We start from the raw sequence: 5,064 nt of genomic DNA, 5'->3' as shown, positions 1-5,064 counted from the left end.
TATAGCTGTATTTTTAGCGGATGAAGAACGACGTAAGGGGAAGAGGAGGGGGAGTTTGTTTGAAAAGCTCCACCTCTAAGATCCTGGTTTGGGGTCTTAGAGGTGGGTACTAAGCACTCGTTAGCCGCGACGGCGAAATAGTGGTTGATTCATAAAGCTTGCTGCTTGATAAGATTCAGTAAAGTCGGACAAGCCTTCTTGTGCGACCTCAATATCTTTGTCTTCTCGAACTGCATATGCGTCAAAACCGCAGCGTTTCAGATAGAAAAGCTGGTCGTGAAGAATGTCGCCAATTGCACGAATTTCACCCTCAAAGTTCAAACGGTCGCGAAGTATACGAGCATAGGAGTAGCCGCGCCCGTCAACAAACTTAGGGAAGTTTATTGCAATAGCAGGAAGCTTATCCAGGTAGGGTGCAAGCGCTTCCGGTTCTTCGTCGCTGTCGAGCCAAACGCCAACTTCAGAAGCATCAATGCATCCAGGGTTTTCAAGCAAATAGTTTAAGGGAACAAATACCTGGCTCTGCTCAAGCTTGCCTGAAAAACCTTTATCTAGAATTTGCCACGCATCATCGACAATCTTATCTACTTTAATCAGCCTTGGCATATACGCGCTCCTTAAAAGGTAGCATTCCAATTCTACGGAATGTATCAATAAACAGTTCTTCTTCAGTTCGGTTTTCAATATAAACGTTGATAATCTTTTCAACGACTTCAGGCATCTGAGCTCTAGCGAAGGACGGGCCTAATATTTTGCCAATGGCGGCATCTTTACCCGAGTTTCCACCTAGAGATACCTGATAGAATTCTTCGCCGCGCTTATCAACACCGAGAATTCCAATGTTACCCACATGGTGATGACCGCAAGCGTTCATACAGCCTGATATATTTAAATCGATCTCGCCGATGTCATAGACATAATCTAGATCATCAAACTTGATTTGAATCTGCTCAGCTACTGGTATTGATTTGGCGTTTGCAAGGCCACAAAAGTCGCCGCCTGGGCAGCAAATAATGTCTGTAATCATGCCAAGGTTAGGCGTTGCAAAACCAGCTGCTTTAGCCTCACTCCATAATTCAAACAACATATTCTGAGGAACGTCTGCAAGAACAATGTTCTGGTCGTGTGTTACACGGACTTCACCAAAACTATACTTATCAGCCATGTCTGCAATTGTATCAACCTGCTTGTCAGATGCATCGCCTGGTGGTGTGCCCGTTTTCTTAAGTGTTAGCGTAACGATCGAGTAGCCAGGCTTTTTATGGTCATTGACATTACGCTTGATCCAATTGGCAAAGCCTTTGTGCTCGTCTTGTTGCTTAACAAAGCTTTCACTATTATCAGCAAGCGATTGGTATGCTGGTTCTGTAAAGAAGTTTTTTACACGGTCAATTTCTTCATTGGTCAGTGTTGTCGCTCCATCCTTGATATGCTCCCATTCAGCTTCAACGCGTTCTGCGAACTTGGCGGGTGTAAGGGCTTTTACAAGGATTTTAATACGAGCTTTGTATTTGTTGTCGCGGCGACCGTGAATATTGTAGACACGCAAGATCGCATCGAGATAACTAAGCAGGTGCTTCTCGGGTAAAAACTCACGAATTACCGAGGCAATGATTGGCGTACGGCCTAGCCCACCACCGGCCAAAACTTTAAAGCCAATTTCACCTGCATCGTTCTTAACAAGCTCCAGAGCAATATCATTCACTAGAGACTCAGTACGATCTGTATCACCACAAGCGTTTACCGAGATTTTGAATTTACGTGGCAAGAATGCAAACTCAGGATGGAAAGTCGACCACTGACGTATGATCTCGCAGTAAGGGCGCGGGTCTAACAATTCATTCGCTGCCACACCGGCAAACTGGTCAGTCGTGGTGTTACGAATACAATTGCCACTCGTTTGAATGGAATGCATTTCAACACTACGAAGCTCGTCAAGAATGTCTGGGACATCTTTTAGCTCGGGCCAGTTGAATTGGACGTTTTGGCGAGTAGTAAAGTGCAGGTAGCCTTTGTCGTAGTCACGACTGATTGAAGCGAGCTTCCTAAGCTGTGTGGAAGACAGCATGCCGTAAGGTACGGCGACCCGAAGCATAGGTGCTAATCGCTGGACGTATAGACCGTTTTGCAGACGTAAAGGCAAAAAGTCGTCACCTGCCAAAGTCCCTTCAAGAAAGCGTTGGGTTTGACCGCGGAACTGCTGAACCCGTTCCTGGACGATCTGTTTGTCGTAACCATCGTATTTGTACATTTAGTGCGTCTCAATCGTACTTGCTTAATATAATTTAGCCCAAAGCAGCCTGGGGCCATTTTTGCGGGCGCTAAGGGTATCAGTTTTTAATAAGCGGTTAAATAACCAGCTTATATAAGTTTGTTTAGCTATTACGGGTTTTGGTTATATAAAAGCCGTTTTTTAGCGATTAATCATAGTTTAGTACCGGACTCAACCATTTTTCTGCTTCAGTGATAGACATTGATTTACGCTTAGCGTAATCCTCGACCTGGTCTTTGGTAATTTTTCCAACAGAAAAATATTTTGAATCAGGGTGGGAATAATAAAACCCACTAACTGAAGCTGCAGGTGTCATTGCAAAGTGTTCGGTTAATGAAATTCCGGCACTGTTTTCGGGTTCCAGTAGCTTGAACAGCTCGGTCTTTTCAGTATGATCAGGGCAAGCAGGGTAGCCCGGAGCAGGGCGGATACCGCGGTATTTTTCTTTAATCAAGGCGTCGTTATCAAAGCTTTCATCTCCAGCGTAAGCCCAGAACTCTTTACGAACTCTTTCGTGCATACGCTCAGCGAAAGCTTCGGCTAGGCGGTCAGCTAGCGCTTTGACCATAATCGCGTTGTAGTCGTCATGTTTTGCTTCGAACTCGGTGGCAAGTTCTTCAGCACCGATTCCAGCGGTGACTGCAAAGCCACCGATATAGTCATTGAGACCCGTTTCTTTAGGTGCAATAAAGTCAGCTAGTGATAAGCTAAATTGATTGCCCGCTTTGTCAGATTGCTGGCGTAGGTGATTCAGGCTTAGATTTACCTTAGATCGACTTTCGTCTGCAAATACAGTAATTTCATCATCGCCTTGAGCGTTTGCTGGCCAAAATCCGATAACAGCCTTGGCTTTTAGTTTTTTATTGCTTATCAGATCCTTGAGCATTTTTTGTGCATCATTGAAAAGACTCTGAGCAGCTTCACCGATATGCTCATCTTTTAATATTTTCGGGTATTTTCCAACCAGGTCCCACGTGATAAAAAACGGAGTCCAATCGATATAGTCAACTAATTCTTCAAGTGGGTAGTCTTCAAAGATTTTGGTGCCGGTAAATTTCGGCTTAGGTGGTTCGTAGCCGCTCCAATCAAGTGACAGCTTGTTTGCTACTGCTTTTTCATAGCTTAGGAAGCTGGACTTGGCGCTGCGGTTTTTACGACGTTCGCGTACCGTCTCATATTCCACCTTCACGTTCTCGACAAAGGTGTCACGCTGTGTATCACTTAACAAAGAGGTAGCAACACTGACACTACGTGAGGCATCTGTGACATAGACTGAAATATTATTTTGATACTGAGGTTCTATCTTCACAGCGGTGTGAGCCTTAGAGGTCGTTGCACCACCGATCATTAGTGGTATATCCAAGCCTTCTCGCTGCAGCTCTTTTGCGATATGGACCATTTCGTCAAGCGACGGTGTGATTAGGCCACTAACTCCAATAATGTCTACATTATGTTCTTTGGCGGCAGCAAGTATTTTATCGGCAGGAACCATTACACCAAGATCTATTACTTCATAGTTGTTGCACTGTAAAACGACACCAACGATATTCTTGCCGATATCATGTACATCGCCTTTAGCGGTGGCCATTAGGATTTTACCCTTGGTCGTTTGTTTATCACTTTTTTCTGCTTCAATGAAGGGGACGAGATGTGCGACTGACTGTTTCATTACCCGGGCGCTTTTAACGACTTGTGGTAAGAACATTTTACCTTCGCCAAATAGGTCGCCTACGACATTCATTCCATCCATTAAAGGGCCTTCGATGACCTCAATTGGTCTCGCTGCTTTGACGCGAGCTTCTTCGGTATCTTCTGTAATAAAGGTGGTAATACCTTTAACAAGCGCGTGTTCGAGTCGCTTTTCGACAGGCAGCTTACGCCACTCTAGATCCTCTTTCTTCTTCTCACCGGCTTCACCGCGGAAATTATCAGCTATTTCAAGAAGTCGATCAGTTGAGTCGTCCCGTCTATTTAGGACAACATCTTCGACGCGCTCTTTTAGCTCTGGATCAATATCGTCATAGATAACTAGTTGTCCGGGATTGACGATACCCATGTTCATACCGGCTTTTATGGCGTGATAAAGAAAGACGGAATGAATAGCCTCGCGTACTGGGTTGTTGCCGCGGAAGGAAAACGAGACGTTACTAACGCCACCAGAGACACTTGCATAGGGTAGGTTTTGACGAATCCAGCGAGTAGCTTCGATAAAGTCAACGGCGTAGTTGTTATGTTCTTCGATACCTGTTGCGACCGCAAAAATATTCGGGTCAAAAATAATATCTTCAGGAGGCATGCCTAAGCCAACCAATACGTCGTATGAGCGCTTACAAATCTCTATCTTACGATCTAAGGAGTCGGCCTGACCCTTCTCATCGAAAGCCATCACTACCGCGGCCGCACCGTAACGAATACAGGCTTTCGCATGATCGATAAATTGCTCTTCGCCTTCCTTCAAGCTAATTGAGTTAACGACAGCCTTCCCTTGTACGCAACGCAGTCCGGCCTCAATTACTTCCCACTTAGAGGAGTCAATCATAATTGGTGCTTTGGAGATATCTGGTTCTGAAGCGACGAGGTTGAGAAAGTGGACCATCGCTTCTTTGGATTCCAGCATGCCTTCATCCATATTGATATCGATGATTTGTGCGCCGTTTTCAACTTGCTGTCTTGCAACGTCGAGTGCTTCTTCAAACTCTTCGTCTTTAATAAGCCTCAAAAACTTCTTTGAACCAGTAACGTTAGTGCGCTCACCGACATTAATGAATAGTGAGTCTTCATCTGTAACAAAA

The 5,064-nt window shown here is 44.9% G+C and carries 3 protein-coding genes; all 3 read right to left on the bottom strand.

The window, feature by feature from the left end; all coding sequences use genetic code 11:
- Positions 1–120: 120 nt before the first annotated feature.
- Positions 121–606 (bottom strand): DUF934 domain-containing protein, encoded by a 486-nt coding sequence (locus tag A3757_RS09175; protein WP_068507521.1) that lies wholly within the window; start codon positions 604–606, stop codon positions 121–123.
- Complete coding sequence (locus A3757_RS09170) at positions 590–2,251, bottom strand: nitrite/sulfite reductase (RefSeq protein ID WP_068507518.1); 1,662 nt, start codon at positions 2,249–2,251, stop codon at positions 590–592. Before A3757_RS09170 ends, A3757_RS09175 begins: the two co-directional genes overlap by 17 nt.
- 169 nt (positions 2,252–2,420) lie before the next feature.
- A partial coding sequence (metH, locus tag A3757_RS09165; protein WP_068739468.1) for a methionine synthase occupies positions 2,421–5,064 on the bottom strand: 2,644 nt, incomplete at its 5' end.

Source organism: Oleiphilus sp. HI0117 (assembly GCF_001635235.1).
This window is presented reverse-complemented; position numbering and strand designations above follow the sequence as displayed.